Here is a 19,056-nt window from a genome sequence, read left to right on the forward strand (position 1 = left end):
GGGGCCGCGGCGGAGCCCCGCCACCCGTCGATCCGGTGACAGGGCCCCGGAGGACGGTCACGACGACGGATGCCGGTGGCGGGCGGGCCGTCTTCGGCAGGACGTGCCGCGCCCGGTACGCGTACCCCCGGCGGCCCCGCGCGCGCCGGGGCTCAGAAGGTCCACCGGGTGTGGGTGTACAGACCGTCGTTCCGACCGAAGCCGTACGCGGTGCCCGGGGCCACCGCGAACACCACCGCGTCGCCGGCCCGGAAGGCGTCCCCGATGCCGTGGAAGGTGCCCTCGGGCGAGGTGATGTGTGCCCCGTACTTCGCCTCGTACGCCGCGATCACCTCCTCCAGCACCGCCGGATCGGCCACCTGCTTCGCCGTGCCCTCGACCACGAGGTCGAGCCCTTCGGTGAGCGAGTTCCCCCCGGTGGTCAGGGCGCAGTGGCCGTCCTGGGCGAGGTTCCTCGCCTTCTGCTCGCCCGGGCCGGTCGAGAAGTACAACACCCCGTCGTGCCAGGCGGCGATCACGGGAGTGACGTGGAGTCGCCCGTCGGGTCGCACCGTGGACACCCAGAAGATCTCGGCGGTCTCCAACTGCCTCTGGGCATCCGCCCATTCGGTTGCGGTGACGTCCTCGGCGCCCGGGCGGGGATTGAGCGCTGAGCTGTAGCGCCCGTCGAGCTCGGTCGTGGGCGCGGGTCGGTCCGCGGGTTCCTGAGTGGGCATGGCACCTCTCCTTCGTTTCCCCGCACAACGACCGGACGCCCGTGCGGAAATCACCGCCACACCACTCTGTACCCGTCCGTACGCCCGATGGCGGTCGAGCGGCCGGCGGACAGGCCTCCCGGGTTCCGGTCGGGCGGCGCTGTCAGTGGTCTCACCTAGCGTCTCGGACATGACGCGAACCGCACACACCTTCGCCTACGCCCGTCCCTCCTCCCTCACCTCCGCCGCGGCGGGGCAGGCCCTCAACCTGGAGACGGCCGGTGGTCTGACGCCGACCGGGGCCGACGCACATCCGCAGTTCTTCTCCGGGTTCCTGAGCGCCCCCCAGGCGGCGGCGAGGGCGTTGCTCGCCGTGGCGGACGTGGCCTCGGCCCGCTACTACCAGCGCACCCTGCGCGCGTCCCTCGACCCGGTGGTCACGGGCAACGGCGACCGGTTGCGGTTCGAGTCCTTCTCCGGGTGCTGTGGCGTGTACGCCCGGCTTGACGTGCTGCCCGAGGGCCTGCGCGGCGCCGACACCGGCCACGGCACCACCAACGTGGACGTCAACAACCCGCTGCGGGAGGCGTTGTCCCGCCTCGCCGGGGACGATCCGCTGCACCTGCGGGTCGGGCCCGACGAACTGGCGGTCACCACCCTCGACGGCCCGGTCGTCGAGAAGAAGGTCCCCCTGCCGGACCGTTGGCTGCGCGGCTTCGCCGAGGCCCAGGCCGTCACCACCGGCTTCGACCTCCGCGCCGAACTGACCGCCACCGAGACGGCTCGCTTCCTGCGTTCCCTGCCGCGCACCACGTCCGGCGGCGGAGCCGCGAGCGCCGCCCTGTGGGTGGTTCCCGCCGGCCGTACGCTGCGCCCCACCACCCGCCCGGTGCCCGGAGCAGTGTGCCTGCCCGGTCCCGAACGCCTCGCCGCCTTCCAGCGCGTACTGCGGTACGCCACCGCCCTGCGCGTGTACGGCCCCGCGGCGGACGGCGCCAACCCCACCACGTCCGCGTGGGAAGTGGGCCTGCCCGGCATGCGGCTCACCCTCACCCTCTCCCCGCAGGCCGACCGCGGGTTCTCCGGCGAGGGCGGTGTCCTGGAGGCCCTCGCCACCGACGCCGCGGCCGAGGACGCCGAGCTGATCTCCGTACTGCTCGCGTGGGAACCGCGCATCGACCCGGCCGACCTCGCCGAGCAGTCGGGCCTTCCCGTGGCACGGGTCCGGGCGGCCCTCACCCGCCTCGGTACCGCCGGCCGGGTCGGATACGACATCGCCGAAGCGGCCTACTTCCACCGGGAACTGCCCTACGACGCCCGGCGCGCCGAGCGCCACAACCCCCGCCTGGTCGCGGCCCGCGCCCTGCTGGAGGAGGGCGCGGTCACCCTGGAACGCGCCGGTATCGCCGTCGTGGCCTCCGGCGAACGCCGCTACCAGGTACGCGAGTCGGGCGGCGCCCTCAGCTGCACTTGCCAGTGGTGGGCCGACTACCGGGGCCGCCGCGGCCCCTGCAAGCACGCCCTCGCCACCCGCATGGCCCTGCGCGCCGCCTCCGCCACCACCCCGACCTCCACCTCCGTCCCCTCCGGAGCCGCACGATGAGCGCCACCGACGACGTCCTCGAAGCAGTACGGACGGGCCGCACCACCGCCGTGCCCGGACTCCTCAAGCCGCTCGACGCCGGGCAGCGACGCGCCCTGCTCGCCGACCTGAAGGAACTGCGCGCCGAACTGCGCGCCTCGGGCTGGGACCGCTGGCAGGAACGCGACCTGATGAGCCCGGCGCTGGTCGTCGCCGGAGCCGGCTGCCACACCGGCGCCGCGGCCGCCGCCGGCTGGATCGGCGCCCGCGACCTGCGCCGTTGGCGACAGCACCCCACCACCATCCTCCTCGACGTCCTCGCCGGCCGGGAACCGCGATGGCTCGGCGACCTCGCCCACCGGCTCGCCGCCCGGGCCGGCACCGCCGCCCAGGACTACCCGCTGATCAGCGAACTCGTCCGACTCGCCGGCTGCCCGATGCCCACCACCGACGGTTGCGTCGAGGGCTGGGCGCAGGCCGTCGGCGCGTCCGGGAACCGGCTCGCGCGGGCCCTGCGCGAGGACCCCCACCTCACCGCGTTCGCACCGCGCCTCTTCGAGACCGCCGAACCGGTCGGCTCCTTCGCCTGGCGCTGCGACCCGGACGACCCCCACCACTGGCCCGCCGCGTTGGTCTGCCTCGCCGGCGAGGGACGCCTGGAGCGCGCCGTCCTCCTGAACGGCTGCGTCGCCCGGTTGCTGCGCGGCGGCAAGCCCGCCGAACTGAAGCCCTACCAGGCCGTCCTGCGGGCCTTGCGGCCGACCGAGGAAGAGGAGGGGCGGCGCGCCGCCGACTGGATCGCGCTGACCGCCGACGCACCGTCCTCCGTCGCCGGCGACGCCCAGCGGACACTGGCCCGGCTCGCGGCCGCCGACCGGCTCACCCCCCGCATGCTCGCCGAGATGTCGAGCGCCGCCCTGTTCCGCCCCGAGAAGAAGCTGGTGCGCGCCCAGCTCGTACTGATCCGGCAGCAACTCGGCCGCGACCCGGCCGCCGCACCGGAACTGCTGCCCGCACTCGGCGAGGCCTTCGGGCACCCGGACACCGACATCCAGGAACGGGCCCTCAACCTCGCCGCGGCGCACCTCACCGACGATCCCGACCTGCGCGCCGAACTCGCCGACCGGGCACACCTGCTGAGCCCCACCCACCGGGCCCGGGCGGTGGACCTCCTCGGACCGGCCGCCGCGCCCGCCGAGGACACCGACCCCTACCGGGAGACCCTGCCGCCGCCCCCCGTCCCGTCCCCGCTCGCCCCCGCCCCGGAGACCGTCCAGGAGACCGCGGAGCTCGTCGCGGCGGTCGTCAACTCCCGCACCGCGACCGTCGAGGAGTTCGAGCGCGCCCTGGACGGGCTGGTGCGGCACGCCCACCGCGACCGTGCGGCCCTCGCCGAGGCGCTGCGCCCCGCACTGGCGGGCCGCTGGTGGCTCGATCCCGAACAGTCCCGCCACTACACGAGTGAACTGCCCGGCCTGGAACACGTCGCCGCCGCCGTCCTGGACGAGCTGCCGAGCGGCACACCGCCCGTGGCACTCCTGTCCTGGCGCTCCGACTGCCACCACACAGGGCTCCGCGCCGTCGTCGGCGCCCGCCTGGACGAGGCCGCGCGGCGCGTCACGACCCGACCGCTGCCGTTCCTCCTCGCCACACCCACCGTCGAGTCGGGCTCCCTGGACCCGCACGTGCTGATCGCGCGGCTCGCCGAGTACCGCCGGCTCGGCGAGGACCCCGCCCCGGTGGACTTCGCCCAGGCCCTGCTGAGGGTCCGCCGTGACGCCGGGGCCATCGTCGGGGCCATCACCGGGGCCACCGCCCTCGGCACCCCCGAAGGACACCGACTGGCATCCTGGCTGGGCGCCGCCGGACAGCCCGCGCCCGTCACCCGCCGCACCGCGTCCGCCGTGCGGTACGCGTACGGGGCGACCCCCGCCCGTCTCGTCCTGGACACCGGCGAACGCCCCACCGTGCTCGCCGAGTTCCCTGCTCCGTTCCACGAGTCGGCCGGGGCGCGCAAGACCTCCGAGCGCTGCTGGGACGGAGGCGACGACGCCCTGCTGATCGCGGTCCTGCCCGAGGACCGGGAGACCCTGGCCGCCTGGTGGCTTCCGGCCGTCATCGCCTGCGCCGTCCACGAAGGGCGCGACGGGACCGAAGCACTGCCCTCGATCACCGCCGCCGGCGGACCCGCCGGCCCGGCCCTGCACCTCGCGGTCGCCACCGCGCTCGGCGCCCGCCACCCCGAGGACCGGCTGCGGGCCGTCGACGCGCTCCTCACCCTCGCCGGCCGCGACGAGCTGGACGCCGCCCGCCTCGGCGAGGACCTGGCCGAACTCCTGACACTGGGCACCGTCAAGCCCAACCGGCTCGCCGACTCACTGCGCACCGCCGCCGCGACCGGCGCCCACGCCACCACCTGGGCCGTACTGGCGGCGGCCCTGCCCGGGCTGCTCACCGGTACCGGCGATCCGCGCGGCGCCGGTGAACTCCTCGCGACGGCCGCCGACTGCGTGGAGCAGTCCGGAGCGGCCTCGCCGGACCCCGCCGGCCTCGCGGAGGCGGCGGACCGCGGCGGCCGGTCCCGACTGGTCACCCAGTCCGTCCGACTGCGCGACGCCCTGCGCCGCAACCGGCCCGTGTCGACCGGGCGCGGATGAGGGTCCGGCCCGCGTCTGCACCCGAGGGCCCGCGCACACGCGGGGGAGCGGCACCGGACCGGGGCGCCGTCGCTTCGATCAGCCCGCGCCACCCCCGGGAGCCACCTCGGGGAACGGGAGCCCGCGGGTGTAGGCCCCCAGCCCGGCGAACAGGTCCGGAGCCAGCCAGTCCTGGCCCGTGTCGTCGACACGGCAGCCCGCCGACCGGAGCCGATCCGCGATCTTGCGTCGGCACGCGGGCCCGCCGTCGAGTTGTACGAAGTTCCGGCCGCCCAGGTCCGTGACCTCGCGCTGCGCACCCGCCTTCACGATGACCGTGCGGTCCGGGTACGAGGCCAGCGTCATCCCCAGCTCCAGCAGCACGTTGGGTCGGGCCTGCAAACCGCCCGCGGCCCCGACCTCGTGTTCCGTCCGCAGGCCGGGGTGCAGGGAAACCACGTCGTCGGGGGTCATCAGGACCAGGGCGGCCCGGGCCCGGCGCACGGCGTGGCCGATGACGTCGCCCAGGTACGGTGAGGCGCTTCCGGTACCGGCGACCAGCGTCTCCCACTCCAACGGGCGCAGGTCCAGAGCCCGCAGGAACGCGAACACGGCGTCGCGTGCCTGCTCGTCCCGGCCGTGGACGACGAAGACGTTGCGGGTGATGTCCTGCGCGGGCGTCTCCCGGGCGGGCGTCTGCCGTCGGACGACGGGGCGCGGTCGCCGGTCCGCCGGACCCGCGGGCGCCGGCAGGAGGAGGAGGGCCTGTTCCGCGCGAGAAGCGGCGAGTTCGAGATAGCCGGCCTCGTCGTCGACGCGGGCGAGGAACCAGTCCGTGACCTGCCGGTCGTCGGCGAACGGTCCGTCCGCGACGAGGGCGGCCGGATCGCAGCCGCGCAGGGACGCCTTCATGTTCCCGGACGCGATGTCCGCGGTGCGGTGCAGCTCGCGCAACGAGACCGCGAGCATGCCGGCCTGCGCACGATGCCGAGCCAGGACTCCGGCCGCGTGGTCGACGGCGTCGGCCGACCCGTCGGCCGCCCCCGCGACCGCGCTCGCCCTCGTGCGTGCCCGGCGTCACAGCTTCCCGGCGATGAGGTCCAGGTCCCCGCGGGTGAAGCCCGGACCGTCGGCGCCGTCCGGCGCGAACGACTCGATGACGGCCTGGACGACGGGAGCGGAGTCCTCGCCGTCGACCTCGGTGATCTGCACGTTGTAGAAGACCAGCCGGCCGTCTATGTCCTCGCTGGAGATCTCCAGGACCTCGCCGAGCCAGTCGGTGGCCTCGGCCACGGTGCCCAGCGTGCGCTTCAGTTCGCGCAGACAACTGCGGGCGATCCCCGGCAGCAGCGCCTCGGCGAGGTCCGTGGCGTCGGCGAAGGTGCGCACGTCGGGCCAGAACGTGTTGACGGGCCGGGGTCGCGACGTCTCCGTGAAATCGAAGAACGTGAGCGTGTGGCGCACGCACACGTGGTGCACGTTCCGCTCGGCCGCGGTCAGCGTGAGGCTGACCCGACGTTCTCCGACGGCGGCGTCCGCAGCGGCCGTCGCGGCGTCGGCGTCGGAGTCGGCGTACGCGGCGATCGACGGCGCGTTCCGCCGCGCCTCGACGAAGAGGCGCAGACCCTCCCCGGGCTCCGGGAACGGGGTCAGCCCCTTGCGCAGGTTCTGCCTGGTCGTGGCGTCGTACACCCACTGCTCGCGCAGGGGCGGGTACAACACCCGTTCCTCCCGTTCGACCCGCTGCGCGGCGGTGTGCGCGCTCTGCAGGTGTCGGTGCAGGGTCGTCCACAGGGCGGCGTCGTACACGCCCTGCCCGCCGCCGGCGCGGGCTGCCTTCAGCCAGGTGTTCTCCAGGTCCTTCAGCGCCAGCGACACGTCGTCCATCCGGCGGACGCCGGCTCCGTCAGGGACGGGCTCGGTGTCGGGGTCGAAGTTCATGCCGGGATCGTTGGCCGGGCTGTGCGGGCCGAGCGACACCATCAGCGGCAGGTTCCACAACAGGCGGTGCGGGTTGGGGCTGCCCCCGTGACCCGCCATCGCCACGGCCTGTCCGACACTGTCGCCGGCCACCGCCCAGCACAGGGACCAGAACGTCCTCGCGGCGCTCTGGAGTTGTGGGTTCTCCGAGTTCCAGGCGGGGGTGAGTTGTTCGGCGATCCAGCTGAGGTGTTCCTTGGAGATCTTGTGGTGCAGCGCGCCGCCCTTCCACTCGGCGGGCAGCGCGTAGTCGTGCTTGCCGTCGTTCAACGGCCTGACGGCCCATTTGACCTTGTCGGGGACCTCGCGTGCACTGCTCGGGGGCGGAACCCGCCTGCCGGCCACCGGAGACGTCGTCATGGGACTCCCTTCGCGGGCCGCCGAGCGCGGACCGGGCCCATCTTCGAATCCCGGAAGCGAGGGCGTCCACCCGTTCCCGGGGATTGGGGTGGGTGGGGCGTACGGGCACCCAACCGGCCACCTCTCAGGCCCCGTCAGCCCCTCGCGCCCCGCGTGTCTTTCTCTCCCCGCCCTACACGACTGCGACATGTCGTGACGTGACGTGACGTGACGTGACGTGACGTCCCGGACGCGGGCGTGGCCGCCCGGCGCGGGCACCGGTCGCGCGACGGGTGGGCCGCGTCGTCTTGCCATGAGGGCATACTCTCTTGCCCATGACGCAAGACGACGGAGAGCTGGACAGCCTGGTCCGCAAACGCGTCCGCGCGCTGCGCGTGGCACAGGGCTGGTCGCTGGAAGAACTCGCGGCCCGCGCCCACATCAGCCAGTCGACGCTCAGTCGCATCGAGAACGGGCAGCGACGCCTCGCCCTGGACCAGTTGGTCACCCTCGCCCGCGCCCTGGACACCACCCTGGACCAACTGGTCGAGACCGCCGCGGACGACGTGATCTCCAGCCCGGTGATCGACGGAGCCCACGGATCGATGCGCTGGCCCGTCAAGGCAGACCCGGGCATGACCGTGGTCCGCCAGCGCATCACGGAACCGCCCCCTGAGAGCCCGGCGCGCCTGCGCGCCCATCCCGGCCGCGAATGGCTCGTCGTCCTCTCCGGCACCGCGATCCTGCTCCTGGGCAACCGGCGCTACCGGATCGAGACCAACCAGGCCGCGGAGTTCCCCACCATGCTTCCGCACGCGATCGGCACCGCGGGCGGACCGTGCGAAATCATGGGCATCTTCGACCGCGACGCCCGGCGCGGCCATCAGCGCGCCGGCGAACGCCTCCCCCCAGGCCCGGAGGCCGGGGGGTAGGGGTCCGGAGATCGGGGGTCCGCAGGCCGGTCCGCTCACCGGCGTCGGCCGTTGCGGGTTCGGCCGGCGGCGCGGGCAATGTCTTGCGCATCCGGCAAGGAGTCATGCCGGATGCGCATGGGCCGGCTAGGTTGGGCCGCATGACGTCCCATCCTCACCCCCACGGCCGGACCGACCAGGCAGCCGACCCCCACCCCGGCCCCGGCCCCGGCCAAGGTCACGACCACGACCACGAGCACCATCAGGACCACGACCACGACCACGACCACGACCAGGCGGAGATCCTCGACCTCGACGCGAACGTCCTCACCGAGCACCTCGCGTCCATCACCGCGTGGCTACCGGTCACGGCCCCTCCCCGACACATCGTGGACCTGGGATGCGGGACCGGTGCGGGCACACTCGCCCTGCTGGAGCGCTTCCCCGGGGCGCGGGTGACGGCGGTCGACGCCTCGGACGGCCACCTGCGGCGCCTGCGGGAGAAGGCCCGCGCCGGCGGAGTCGAAGGCCGCGTGCACACCGTTCTGGCCGACCTCGACACGCACTGGCCCGACCTGGGCAGCCCCGACCCGTCCCGTACCGGCCCGGACCTGCCCGACCTGGTGTGGGCGTCCGCGTCCCTTCACCACATGGCCGACCCCCGACGCACCCTGCGGCAGGTCCACGACGGTCTGGCGCCCGGCGGCCTCTTCGCCGTCGTCGAACTGGCGGGCTTCCCCCGGTTCCTGCCCGCGGACGCCCCCGAAGAGCGACCCGGATTGGAAGAGCGCCTCCACACGGTGAGTGACCGCCGCCACGGCAACCGGCTCCCGCATCGCGGCGCCGACTGGGGCCCCCTGCTCGCCGCCGCCGGATTCGACGTCGAGGCCGAGCGGACGATCACGGTGAAAGTCGACGCCTCCCCTTCCAACGAGGTCGGCCAGTACGCCCTGAGCGGCCTGCGGCGCGTACGCGCCGCCGTCATCGACGACCTGTCACCCGAGGACATCGCCGCCCTCGACCGGCTCCTGGACACCACGGGTACGCACGGCATCCTCCACCGGACCGACCTGGCCGTCCGTACCCGGCGCACGGTCTGGGCCGCCCGCCGCACCTGAGCGAACTCGGCAGCGCCACACCCGCCGGCACGTTCACCGGCGCTCCGACGTCACGGCTCGGGCCGTGCCCCGCGCGTGACGCCGCTCGCCCCCGCGGTTCGCGCGGCAGGTCCTTGGTGACGCCGGGTCGTTGTGGGATCGTGCCGGGCTGAAGCCCCTTCGTGCCTTTCGGGAGGGAATGGTCCGGTGTTCTCGTCCCGGTCGGGGCACCGGCCGGGCGCCGTGCCCGCCCGGGCGCCCGGCACGCGCCGCGATCGACCACCGTGAGACACGACCCTGGAGGAGGCCGGATGCCCGGCTCTGCTGACGGTCCCGCCCGCTCCGGCGCCCGCACGCGCCGCCCGCGCGGCGCGCCCTACAGGCGGCCGGCGAACGCCCTGCGCCGCGACCTGGCCCAACTGTTCTGCGCCGTCGTCGGGCTGCTGCTGGGACTGCTCGCCCCCCTCGTCACGCTGGGGCCCCAGGTCGCCGCGGGGCGGGTGGTCAGCGTGCTGTTCACCATCGGGTTCGGTGTCGTCAGCCTGGTGAGCATCATCTACTCGATGCTCTTCCTGGTCGTGCAGTTCTCCTCGACCATGTTCACGCCGCGCCTCGGCCTGTTCCGGGACGAGCCGATCGTCTGGCGTGCCTTCGCCTTCACCGTCGGCGTGTTCGTCTTCTGCATCACCTCGGGCCTGGCCATCGGCAGCCATGACAGCGTGTCCGTCTTCGTCCCCTGCGTCGCCATGGTCCTCACGCTGATCGCCCTCGGCCTGATGAGGTCGCTCCAGATGAGGGCGTTCAACTCCATCCAACTCGGTCACTCGCTGACCGCCATCGCCACCCGCGCGCACGACCTGTACGACGGCCTGTACCCGCGCCCCTACGACCCGGACGCAATCCCCGTCCCCCCGGACCGGGCCCCCGTACCGCAGCCGTCGGACACCGGCGCGGGCCGCACCGTGGTCCGCTGGACGGGGCCGCCGGCCGTGCTCCAGCGGATCGACATGCGCACCCTCGTCGGTCTGGCACGGGAACACGACTCCGAGATCGCCTTCCGGGTGGCCCCGGGCGCGACCCTGACGGCCGGTACGGTGCTCGCCGAGGTCACGGCGGACGGTCCGACGGCGGCGGCCCTGCGCGCGGCCCTGACGGCCGGGGTGGAGCGGAGCTTCGTCCAGGACCCCGAACTGCCGTTCCGGCTCCTCGCCGACATCGCGCTGCGCGCCCTGTCCCCGGCGGTGAACGATCCGGCCACGGCGGTGGAGGCCCTGGACCGGCTCGAAGACCTGCTGACCCGTCTCGCCGACCGGGACCTGGAGATCGGCGGGTTCGACGACTCCACCGGCCGGCCGAGGGTGAGCGTCCCGGTTCCCGACTGGGACCGCTACGTCCGCACCGCCGTCGACGACGTGCTCTTCGCCACCGCCGGATCCCCGATGGCCCTGCGCAGGATGCGCGACCTGCTGTGCGGGCTTTCGGAGCGGGTCCCCGAGCGCCGGCGCACCGTGCTGCGCGACCGGCTCCGGTGGGTCGAACGAACCGGCCGCGAGGCCTACCCGCTCGTCTGGACCCCCGCCGAAGCCTTCTGAACGGTCTCGTCTCCACCTGAACCGTCTCGTCTCCACGGCCGAGGGACTCCTCCGGGGCGTGGAAGTGCACCCCGAACGTGTCGGTCGGTTCGGGGTGGTCCGGCTCGACACGGCGCACGGCCCGGTCGTCGTCGGCGCGGCCGCCCCTCCGAGAGCGGGCGAGCACCGCGACCCGCGGCCGGACGACGGTCGTACTCCTTCGCCCCGGCGTGGCAAACGGACGGCCCGACCGACGCCCGGTCAGCAAGGGATGCCGGCCGGGCCGTCCCGGTTCGGCCGCCCGGACGTCGGGGTCATCGCCGAGGTGCCGTCGTCAGCACTTGAGGCGGGTGGTCGCCGCGCTCGTGGCCTCGTCCAGCTGCTGGATCTGCGGCTGGAGCTGGGTCATCGCGTTCTGGCCCGTGGTGTCGCCCGGCAGGGACTCGTAGGACTTCTTCAGGTTCTCGGCGGCGCTCTTGACGGCAGAGGCCTCGGCTTCCTTGAGCTGCTTCGTGTTCTCCTTGACGTTGTTCCAGCCGTCCTGGACGGCCTGGACGGCGTCCTTGATCTGGTCCTTCGTCGCGGACGACGGGTTGAGCGCTTTGAGTTTGGCGTTGTCGGCCTTGAGCCCGGTGAGATCGCTGCACAGCTCACTCGCGGCCTTGGTGGCCTCCTCCGCGGGGGAGCTGCTGTCGTCGGAGCAGGCGGTGAGACCGAAGACCGCGGTCGCGCAGAGCACGCCGATCACGGGAAGACGCTTCATGGGAACTCCTCAAGCGAGATGGCGCCGGTACGGATCCACACGGAACCCATCACCACATACACACGCGAGAACACCTTCCGCACCCGGACACTCGCCCATTCGGCTCCGGCACGGACCCCATGTGGTCCGGCCGGGCGGGGCGCGACCCGGGGCGGGAGCGGAGGGGGCCCTCGGGATCCGCACGGGGCTCCGATGGTGACGCCCCGATCGTCCCCGGTCTGCGGCATGATGACCGCCGTGAACACCGAGATGCCGAGGGACGGTCGAACCGCCACACGAGGCGGCGGGTGACGGTCGGCGCGGGGAGCGCGTCGCCCGTGACGCCCTGCGTGCGGCCATGGCAAGCCCGAACGTGACGGCGGACGATCCGTGCCGATCACGCGGGTCCGCCATCCGGGTCGGGCCGCGGGGGAGCACAACCCGGGCGTCGGACGTTGGACCGTCGAAGGGAACGATCTCGTTGGACACACCGCACCACCCGAACGATGAGGAGGACCCGATGAGCACGGCCGACGAGGGACGGCAGTGGCCGGACGAGGTCAGTGTCGACAACGCGAGGACGACGCTGCTGCAGCTCCTCGCGCGGGCGGGGGTCCCTTCCGGCGACGCACGGGAACTGATCGGGCTCCTGGAGGCGGGCGCGCTGGCCCTCGCACACGAGGAGTTGAGCGGCACCGGCCGCAGCGCGCCGGGCGACAAGGGCGAGGTGTACGAGTCGGGCTGGCTCGACGGGGCCCGGGACCTCCTGGAGGAACTCGGCGACGTGGCCGAGCGGACCCTGCTCCGGGTCGTGGGGCCCGACGGGCTGCCGGCCCAGGCGGAGGAACGTCCACGGCCCGGACGCATGGAAGTGGAGCGGGCGCGAGTGGCGCTCACCCCGCTGTACCTCTCGTACACCGCGGTGTCCGAGCTGGACCCGGAGGTGACCGACGAGGTGCTGGCCGCCGTGCTCTCCACGATGACCCCCCGCCAGCGGGCCGCGTACGCCGGACGGCTGACGGCGTTCGTCGCGGCCCACCGGGCCCGGCTGGAGAGACTGTTCGCGGCGTTCGGACCGGGCAGCGCCATCACGGTGCACGGCCGCTACTCGCTCGTCCACTCCGTCACCAGCATCGCCGTACTAGAGCGGCTCGTCGTCGCCCCGCAGGCGCTGCGGGAGGAGTGGGACGCCGCGGAGCTGCCGCCCGCGTGGTTGGACGGCCTGACGACCGCCTGGAACGCGCCTGCCTGAACGGCGCCCCCGGGCGCGGCCACCGACGCCCCACCTGACCGGCGCCGTCACCGACGCCCCGGCCGAGGTTCCCTCACGCGAACGCGCGCCCCGACCCGGCCGCTCGTTCGGCGCACGTTCGGCGCACGTTCGGGCGCGTCGCGAGGGCCGGGCCAGGGCGGACGTGTTCTCGGTGGTCAGGCGCGGCAGCGCAGCATCTCCAGCGGCGGATTGGCGTGGAAGTCCGCCCAGAACTCCGCACCGAACTCGCGCACCCCGGCCTCCGACACCGTCACCGGGACCCACGTCACCTCGCTGAATCCGGCCGCCCGCAGACACTTCTCGTAGACGTCCCGGCGCGGGAGGTTGGCGACGAAGGAGACCGGCGGGTCGAGCAGCGCCGTGGTTCGCACCTGCCGGCCGGTCTCGACCTCCTTCCCGGTCAGCTCGCTGTGGAAGCCGTACCTGTCCGGCGGCGGCCCGTCGAAGCGGAAGTCGGGCGACTGGTTGAGGCCGAAGAACTCGCCCCCGGGCCTCAGGCTCCGGTACGCGTTGCGGCACATCCGCTCCGTGGTGGCGATGTCCGGTGCGTAGTTGAGCAGTTGGACGGCGAGGATGATGTCGAAGCCCGCGTCGAAGGTCCGCAGTTCGGCCACGTCACCGACCTCGTAGCGCACACCCAGCGGGTCGCTCTCCTCCAACTGCTGTGCCACGGAAACCATTTCACCGGAGATGTCGATCCCGAGCACCTCCGAGGCGCCACGCCGCCTGAACTCCCTGCTGTAGAAGCCCGTGCCGGAAGCCAGGTCGAGGACCGACTTGCCGCGCACGTCCCCGACCAGGGCCAGGAAACCGGGCACCACCGCGTACTGCTCCAACGGCAGGGCCTTGAAGCCCTCGTACGCCTCGCCGATCTCGTCGTACTGTTGCGTGCTCACCGTGACGTCATCCCCCCACACCTCGTCATGCGCCCGTTCGCGGGCCCACCCCTTACCGGGCGCCACCCGGCGGCTCTGGCGGGAAGTCTCGCGCACCCCGACAGGGCGTCCGTACTGGCAGAAACCACAAGATGCGGGTGGTGTCCCGGTCTTACGAACGGACGGACGCCGGCCGGCGACCCCGGCCGGTGCCGCCCCTCCCCCCACCGGCGCACTACTTCTCGCAGGTGAAGGTCACTTGTCCACTCCGTGCGCTCATCTTCTGGTCCGGGAGGTGAAGGGTGACGAAGGTACTCACCGTCGAGGCGTTCGCCTGGCCCGGCACCTGCACCACGTGCAGCAGGGCGTGGCTCGTGGTGCCGGGGGTGAAGTCGACGGAACCCGGCGAGACCGGGGTCGAGCTGGAGGCGAACGTCCAGTAGTAGCGGACCTTCCCCGGTCCGGTGGCCGTGATCTTCCCGTCGAACTCGGCAGTGGTCCCCTTGGCGCAGTCGATGACGGACCCCGCCGGTGTCAGGACGAGCACCTCGACCTTGGTGACCTTCACGTCCTGCTTGCCGCCGCCCGGCTTCTGCGGGGGTGTGGTGCAGGTGACGCGTTTGACCTGTTGGGATCCACCGGCCTGGTAGCTGACGCTGTACGTCCCGTGGCGCAGGCCCGGCCGATCCAGACCACCCTTGCCGTTCACCGTTGCCCGGAAGGTCGTCTTCGGCCCGTCCACGCGCACCGACTGCTTCGCGGGAAACCCGCCGAGACGCAGTGTGTAGCGTGCGTCCCCGCCTCCCTTGCCGCCCGCGCCGGGCATCAGCGCACAGGAGGGCGTCGAGGGCGCGGCTCCCGGCTCCGCGGTGCGGCCCTGGGAAGCGAAGGCGGGGGTGAGGGCGGGAGCGAGGGCGACCGAGGAGGCGAGGAGCGGGGTCGCGAGAAGCATGAGAAGCCGAGGCCGGTTCGTCTGCCGGTTCGTCTGCCGATTCATCGTGCCGCCCTTCATGAGGGGAGCCCCGAGGCAGGTCCCAGGATATCGACCGGTACGGCCACCGGGCAGCCCGAGCGCGGTCGGGCCCCTGCACCCGACCCGGCGCTGCGTCGCCCCCGCGGGTGGAATCGACAGGTGGGCGACCTGGGGGCGCAGGACACGATGCGCCGGTGCTCCGCCGAGGTGATACTGGGGCGAGTGGCCGCGCCGCGCTCTCCACCGACGCGCCGAGGCCGGTTACAGCCGCGTGGCGACGCGGACCAGGTCGGCGACCGCGCGGAGTCGACTCTGCGGCGGCCAGGCGATCAGCGTGGTCACGGGTGGGGCATCCAGGACCGGCACGGCGGCGAGATCGTGGCGCAGGTCGGTGGCGGCGGACTCGGGCACGATCACGGTGGTACGGCCGAGCGCGATCAGCTGGAACACCTGTGTGAGGTTCCGTACCTCCGCCCCCGGGCCCTCCGGATAGCTGCCGCCAGGTCCGGGCCAGCGGGCCATCGGGAGGTCCGGCAACCCGGAGACCTCGGCCACCCGAACCCGGGATCGACCGGCAAGGGGGTGGGAGGAGGGCAGGATCGCCACCTGCCCCTCCGTGTGCAGGACCTCGGTGTCGAGCCCTACCGTCGAATCGAAGGGCAAGTGCAGCAGCGCCACGTCGGCACGCCCGCCGTGAAGCAACTCCTGCTGCTGATGCGCCTCACAGAGCAACAGGTCGACGCCGGCCGCGCCGGGCTCCGCGCGGTACGCGTCGAGCAGCTCGGCCAACAACCCGCCGGCGGTGCCGGACTTCACGGCGAGGACGAGAACGGGGCTCGTCCGCGCGGCCTGCCGCGTACGTCGTTCGGCCGCGGCCACCGCGCCGAGGATCGCCCGCCCCTCGGCGAGCAGCACGGCCCCGGCCTCGGTGAGCGTGACCGTGCGGCTGGTGCGCTCCAGCAGCGTGACCCCGAGCCGCCCTTCGAGCCGGGCGAGCGCGCGGGACAGGGGCGGCTGGGCCATGTCCAGACGCTGGGCAGCCCTGCCGAAGTGCAGTTCCTCGGCGAGGGCGACGAAGTACCGCAGCTCGCGTATCTCCATGCGCTCACGGTAACTCCATGCGTTCAACGGAAACTGCATGCGCTCACGATGACTCCGGGCGGGAGCCGGGGTGGACGGCGCGGGGCTCGGGCGGGCGGCCGATCGATGCCTCCCGGGTATCGCCGGATGATCGCGAGGGTGTTGGAGCCCGGTCGAGGCGCAGCCATGCTCACTGCCATGAGCAAGAAGACGATCGCGCTGGTCACCGGCGCGAACAAGGGCATCGGATACGAGATAGCGGCCGGGCTGGGCGCATTGGGCTGGAGCGTCGGTGTCGGCGCCCGAGACGAGCGGCGAGGGAAGGACGCCGTGGCGAGACTGCGCGCGGCGGGTGCCGACGCCTTCGGCGTGCCCTTGGACGTGACCGACGACGAGAGCGTGAGCACCGCGGCGCGACTGATCGAGGAGCGGGCGGGACGCCTCGACGTACTCGTCAACAACGCCGGCGCTGCGGCCGGTTGGCCGGAGGCGCCGTCGACCATCGACCTGGAGACCGTACGGCGGCTGGTGGAGACCAACGTCATCGGCGTCATCCGCGTCACCAACGCCATGCTGCCGCTGCTGCGCAGCTCGGCGCACCCGCGGATCGTCAACCAGTCCAGCCATGTCGGCTCCCTGGCCCTGCAGACCACGCCCGGTGTCGACCTCGGCGGGGTCAGCGGGGCGTACGCGCCCACGAAGACGTACCTCAACGCCGTCACCGTCCAGTACGCCAAGGAGCTGAGTGACACCGACATCCTCATCAACAACGCCTGCCCCGGCTACGTTGCCACCGACCTCAACGGGTTCAGCGGCACCCGGACCCCCGAGCAGGGCGCGATGATCGCCATCCGGTTGGCGACCCTGCCCGATGACGGCCCCACCGGGCTGCTGTTCGACGACAACGGAGTCGTGCCGTGGTGATGCGGACCTGACGGCCGACTGCATACCGATACGCGGTCCGCAGCATCCGACCCCGCCCGCCTCGGCCAGTGCGGCACTACATTCACCGACATGGATGTGCGGGGACGGAACTACGCCTCCGTGGGCCCGGATGATCTGCGGGCGTTGGTTCGACCGGGGGGCGAAGGGCGCCCCGTTTGCTCGGCGGCGGACTTCCACGGCTGGGCATCGGCTCGGACGACCGAGGAACTGGCCGAGCCCTTCACGTTCGTCGTCGATGCCACGGGTGTGCTGCGTCTGGCGCCGCGCAGGAGCGAGCACGTGGTGTGTGCCGGCGGAGAAACAGTCCTGGCCCCCGGGGAGATGAGCTTCCACCAGGGGTCCGGGTCATGGGAGGTCGGTGAGGTCACCAACCAGTCCACGCGGATCCCGCCGCAGGAGTGGGACGTGGGCGTCGACGTGGACGTGGCTGAGGAAACCCGTCCGTGACCCGCGCCGAACGCGCCGTCCCTCATGTGCCCGCCCCGGTCGCTGAGCGGGCATCCACGACAGGAGTGAACACGAGAAGGGAAGGGGTGTGAGACCTGGAATCACGGGCAGTAGGCGCTTCGGAGGTTGATAATCATGGTTCCCCTGCTTCTTGTTCTTCTGCTCGCTTTGATTCTTTTCGGTGCCGGTTTCGCGGTGAAGATCCTTTGGTGGGTCGCGATTGCGGTGCTGGTGCTGTGGCTGGTCGGTTTCGTTGCCCGTCCCAAGGGGGGCAGCGGTCGCTGGTACCGCTGGTAGTTGGCTGGTACCTCACAGCGGTGTGGCGGTGGCCCGTCCCGATATCGGGACGGGCCACCGCCATGCCGGGGAGTGCCCCGGGAAATTGGTTTCCCCATGTCGGATGAAGTCGGATATCAAGGGCATGAGAACCCATGCCGGGGCGGTTGTTGCGATGCAGCAAGGAACCCGCCTCCAGGGAAGCAGCAGCCGTCCCGGCTCGGCCCGGACCTGCGCACACCTGCATCCTCTGGCATCTACTGCATCTACTGCGTTCCGTGGTCCCGGCTGACTTCGACACGGACGTCGCGGACTTCGTCCCACTCGACGCACCACGGGCGAACGTGCGGGAGGGGCGGCCCTTTTCGGGGGCCGCCCCTCCCGCACGTTCGCCCTGAGGTCAGTCCTTGAGGACGTCCTTGACCTTTTCCTTGGCCTGGCGCGCATCACCCTCGGCCTGTTCGGCGCGACCTTCAGCGGTGAGGCGTTCGTTGCCGACGAGACGGCCGGCGGCTTCCTTGACCTTGCCCTTGGCCTGTTCGGTCTTGGCCTGGGTCTTCTCTTCACCGGACATGGTCATCACTTCCAAGCGGTAGAGAACGCTTACGCAGGAACGTCTGCCCACTTCTGGCGAGACAAACGTGCCGAAGGGTGGTCGCAGGGGAATCCGGCGGCGATGGAAGGGGTGTACGGGTGCCCGCCTGGGCGGATAAGAAACGCCTAAATAAGAATGCATGCGCGGGGATTGCCAGGGCAGTAGACGCTTCGGAGGTTGATAATCATGGTTCCCCTGCTTCTTGTTCTTCTGCTCGCTTTGATTCTTTTCGGTGCCGGTTTCGCGGTGAAGATCCTTTGGTGGGTCGCGATTGCGGTGCTGGTGCTGTGGCTCGTCGGTTTCGTTGCCCGTCCCAAGGGGGGCAGCGGTCGCTGGTACCGCTGGTAGCTGCGGTTCCGACGTACTGACCTCGGCGTACTGACGCAAGACCTGCGGGGCCCACCCCTTCACCGGGGGCGGGCCCCGCCGTCATGCCCGGACCGGGCACGGCTCTGGCCGGGGGTCGCGCCGCGCCGTTGCTGCCGGCGTCGCATCATGCCGCCGGCGTCACCAGGTGAACCACCTGTCGCAGGAATCCGGTTCAGGCGAGGCGTAGTTCGGCGTTGATGGTCTTGCCGTTGAGATGGGTGCGAATGTCGACTCGCTGGGTGAGGCGTTTGACGAGCGGCCATCCGTAGCCGCCGGGGCGGTCGGGGGTGCCCGTGCGGGGCTGCGGGGTGTGGGGGTTGGCGTCGGCGACGGACAGGAGGAGGGTGTCGTCGGCGATTTCGGTGTGGAACGCGGTGAGACCGCCGCCGTGGCGGATCGCGTTGGTGACGAGTTCGGAGGTCACGAGGAGGGTGTCCGCGGCGGTGACGCTGTCCAGGCTGATGCCCGCACGGCGCAGAAGGTCGCAGACCCTGGCACGGGCGGCGGCGGCCGTGGCCGGTACGCGAGTGGGGTCGGCCGTCGGTGGTGTCGGCGAGTGGGGGGCCGGTGTCGCGACGGTCAGGTGACCGCGGTCCTCCCGGTGCCCGGAGCCGCGGCTGTCATCGGCTTCCGTGGGCGCGTTCACTGCGTCATCGCCTGCCCATCGTCG

General features: G+C 72.4%; 19 protein-coding genes and 1 pseudogene. 10 read left to right on the forward strand and 10 right to left on the reverse strand.

Features of this window, described 5'->3' with window-relative positions:
• Positions 1–152: 152 nt before the first annotated feature.
• Positions 153–716, reverse strand: coding sequence for a pyridoxamine 5'-phosphate oxidase family protein (locus ACQEVM_RS35320; protein WP_433086251.1), 564 nt, complete (start codon positions 714–716; stop codon positions 153–155).
• A gap of 169 nt (positions 717–885) precedes the next feature.
• On the opposite strand from ACQEVM_RS35320, the gene ACQEVM_RS35325 reads away from it, so the two are divergent.
• Together ACQEVM_RS35325 and ACQEVM_RS35330 are read left to right on the forward strand one after the other, a co-directional pair.
• Positions 886–2,298: an SWIM zinc finger family protein gene (locus ACQEVM_RS35325; protein ID WP_433086253.1), complete on the forward strand. Its 1,413-nt coding sequence runs from the start codon at positions 886–888 to the stop codon at positions 2,296–2,298.
• Complete coding sequence (locus ACQEVM_RS35330) at positions 2,295–4,934, forward strand: DUF6493 family protein (RefSeq protein ID WP_433086255.1); 2,640 nt, start codon at positions 2,295–2,297, stop codon at positions 4,932–4,934. The genes ACQEVM_RS35325 and ACQEVM_RS35330 overlap by 4 nt, the downstream gene beginning before the upstream one ends.
• Before the next feature lie 78 nt (positions 4,935–5,012).
• On the opposite strand, the gene ACQEVM_RS35335 is transcribed toward ACQEVM_RS35330, so the two are convergent.
• The 3 genes and pseudogenes from ACQEVM_RS35335 to ACQEVM_RS35345 form a co-directional block, all read right to left on the reverse strand.
• Positions 5,013–5,666 (reverse strand): TIR domain-containing protein, encoded by a 654-nt coding sequence (locus ACQEVM_RS35335; RefSeq protein ID WP_433086960.1) that lies wholly within the window; start codon positions 5,664–5,666, stop codon positions 5,013–5,015.
• 30 nt (positions 5,667–5,696) lie between these two features.
• A pseudogene (locus ACQEVM_RS35340) lies at positions 5,697–5,942 on the reverse strand (CATRA conflict system CASPASE/TPR repeat-associated protein); the annotation flags it as partial.
• Positions 5,943–5,990: 48 nt separating this feature from the next.
• Positions 5,991–7,253 (reverse strand): hypothetical protein, encoded by a 1,263-nt coding sequence (locus tag ACQEVM_RS35345; RefSeq protein ID WP_433086257.1) that lies wholly within the window; start codon positions 7,251–7,253, stop codon positions 5,991–5,993.
• Between the two features lie 314 nt (positions 7,254–7,567).
• On the opposite strand from ACQEVM_RS35345, the gene ACQEVM_RS35350 reads away from it, so the two are divergent.
• The 3 genes from ACQEVM_RS35350 (at position 7,568) to ACQEVM_RS35360 (ending at position 10,832) form a co-directional block, all read left to right on the forward strand.
• Positions 7,568–8,164 carry a helix-turn-helix domain-containing protein gene (locus ACQEVM_RS35350; protein ID WP_433086259.1) on the forward strand — a complete coding sequence of 199 codons (597 nt, stop codon included), beginning with the start codon at positions 7,568–7,570 and terminating at the stop codon, positions 8,162–8,164.
• Positions 8,165–8,304: 140 nt separating this feature from the next.
• On the forward strand, positions 8,305–9,261 hold the full coding sequence (locus ACQEVM_RS35355; RefSeq protein WP_433086261.1) for a class I SAM-dependent methyltransferase: 957 nt from the start codon (positions 8,305–8,307) through the stop codon (positions 9,259–9,261).
• A 290-nt stretch (positions 9,262–9,551) separates the two neighbouring features.
• Complete coding sequence (locus ACQEVM_RS35360) at positions 9,552–10,832, forward strand: DUF2254 family protein (protein ID WP_433086263.1); 1,281 nt, start codon at positions 9,552–9,554, stop codon at positions 10,830–10,832.
• Positions 10,833–11,145: 313 nt separating this feature from the next.
• On the opposite strand, the gene ACQEVM_RS35365 is transcribed toward ACQEVM_RS35360, so the two are convergent.
• Positions 11,146–11,574, reverse strand: coding sequence for a hypothetical protein (locus tag ACQEVM_RS35365; RefSeq protein ID WP_433086265.1), 429 nt, complete (start codon positions 11,572–11,574; stop codon positions 11,146–11,148).
• A gap of 499 nt (positions 11,575–12,073) precedes the next feature.
• Between ACQEVM_RS35365 and ACQEVM_RS35370 the strand changes: the two genes are divergently transcribed.
• On the forward strand, positions 12,074–12,805 hold the full coding sequence (locus tag ACQEVM_RS35370; RefSeq protein ID WP_433086267.1) for a hypothetical protein: 732 nt from the start codon (positions 12,074–12,076) through the stop codon (positions 12,803–12,805).
• Positions 12,806–12,981: 176 nt separating this feature from the next.
• Here ACQEVM_RS35370 and ACQEVM_RS35375 read toward each other — a convergent pair whose 3' ends face one another.
• From ACQEVM_RS35375 to ACQEVM_RS35385, 3 genes are all read right to left on the reverse strand, one after another.
• On the reverse strand, positions 12,982–13,722 hold the full coding sequence (locus ACQEVM_RS35375; RefSeq protein ID WP_433086269.1) for a class I SAM-dependent methyltransferase: 741 nt from the start codon (positions 13,720–13,722) through the stop codon (positions 12,982–12,984).
• Between the two features lie 214 nt (positions 13,723–13,936).
• Complete coding sequence (locus tag ACQEVM_RS35380) at positions 13,937–14,653, reverse strand: hypothetical protein (protein ID WP_433086271.1); 717 nt, start codon at positions 14,651–14,653, stop codon at positions 13,937–13,939.
• A 282-nt stretch (positions 14,654–14,935) separates the two neighbouring features.
• On the reverse strand, positions 14,936–15,775 hold the full coding sequence (locus ACQEVM_RS35385) for a LysR family transcriptional regulator (RefSeq protein ID WP_433086273.1): 840 nt from the start codon (positions 15,773–15,775) through the stop codon (positions 14,936–14,938).
• A 165-nt stretch (positions 15,776–15,940) separates the two neighbouring features.
• Here ACQEVM_RS35385 and ACQEVM_RS35390 point away from each other — a divergent pair, with 165 nt between their 5' ends.
• The 3 genes from ACQEVM_RS35390 (at position 15,941) to ACQEVM_RS35400 (ending at position 17,443) form a co-directional block, all read left to right on the forward strand.
• Complete coding sequence (locus ACQEVM_RS35390; RefSeq protein ID WP_433086275.1) at positions 15,941–16,678, forward strand: SDR family oxidoreductase; 738 nt, start codon at positions 15,941–15,943, stop codon at positions 16,676–16,678.
• A gap of 90 nt (positions 16,679–16,768) precedes the next feature.
• The gene (locus ACQEVM_RS35395; RefSeq protein WP_433086277.1) at positions 16,769–17,146 is read left to right on the forward strand and encodes a hypothetical protein; all 378 of its coding nucleotides are present in this window, start codon (positions 16,769–16,771) and stop codon (positions 17,144–17,146) included.
• 135 nt (positions 17,147–17,281) lie between these two features.
• Positions 17,282–17,443, forward strand: coding sequence for a hypothetical protein (locus ACQEVM_RS35400; RefSeq protein WP_053676175.1), 162 nt, complete (start codon positions 17,282–17,284; stop codon positions 17,441–17,443).
• A 379-nt stretch (positions 17,444–17,822) separates the two neighbouring features.
• On the opposite strand, the gene ACQEVM_RS35405 is transcribed toward ACQEVM_RS35400, so the two are convergent.
• Complete coding sequence (locus ACQEVM_RS35405) at positions 17,823–17,996, reverse strand: CsbD family protein (RefSeq protein WP_433086279.1); 174 nt, start codon at positions 17,994–17,996, stop codon at positions 17,823–17,825.
• Positions 17,997–18,203: 207 nt separating this feature from the next.
• On the opposite strand from ACQEVM_RS35405, the gene ACQEVM_RS35410 reads away from it, so the two are divergent.
• On the forward strand, positions 18,204–18,365 hold the full coding sequence (locus ACQEVM_RS35410; protein WP_053676175.1) for a hypothetical protein: 162 nt from the start codon (positions 18,204–18,206) through the stop codon (positions 18,363–18,365).
• A 193-nt stretch (positions 18,366–18,558) separates the two neighbouring features.
• Here the strand turns inward: ACQEVM_RS35410 and ACQEVM_RS35415 are convergent, their stop codons facing one another.
• Positions 18,559–19,032: an ATP-binding protein gene (locus ACQEVM_RS35415; RefSeq protein WP_433086281.1), complete on the reverse strand. Its 474-nt coding sequence runs from the start codon at positions 19,030–19,032 to the stop codon at positions 18,559–18,561.
• Between the last annotated feature and the right edge of the window lie 24 nt (positions 19,033–19,056).

The organism is Streptomyces sp. CA-243310 (assembly GCF_050936775.1).
Taxonomy (GTDB): Bacteria; Actinomycetota; Actinomycetes; order Streptomycetales; family Streptomycetaceae; genus Streptomyces.